Source organism: Thermus aquaticus (genome assembly GCF_001280255.1).
In the GTDB taxonomy this organism is placed as follows: Bacteria; Deinococcota; Deinococci; order Deinococcales; family Thermaceae; genus Thermus; species Thermus aquaticus.
Genome location: NZ_LHCI01000100.1, coordinates 1 through 372, shown reverse-complemented (window position 1 = coordinate 372; position 372 = coordinate 1). Strand labels below are relative to the sequence as shown.

Annotated in this window: 1 pseudogene; it reads right to left on the bottom strand. The window is 55.1% G+C overall.

Annotated features, from left to right (window positions below):
- Positions 1-153 precede the first annotated feature (153 nt).
- Positions 154-372, bottom strand: a pseudogene (locus tag BVI061214_RS13355) (prepilin-type N-terminal cleavage/methylation domain-containing protein); the annotation flags it as partial.

Below are 372 nucleotides of genomic sequence, written 5' to 3'. Positions count from 1 at the left end.
CCGCCTTGGCCGCGCCCACGCCTAGAGTGTAGCCCGGCCTGCCCCGCCCATAACCTCAGCTTCGTGGCTCAGAAAATGCTGGGGTAGCGACTGGGTTATGTTTTTGGGGCCCGGGGGAAACCCGGGCCCAGCTACCCTTAGGCGGTCAGGTCCTTACGGGTTGTTGTTGTTGTTGTTGTTGTTGTTGTTGTTCGTGGATGAGTTGCCCAGGGTTAGCTGTCCGTCTTTGTAAACGACCTGGGCCTTGGTGCCCCCCTGGTAAGTAGCCGTAATCTCTACGTCAGTATCGTTATTAATGTATCTGATGGTGCAACCATTATCACCTATGATGGCTGGGACGGGAGAGACGTAGTCCTTGCAGTTCGTCTTATT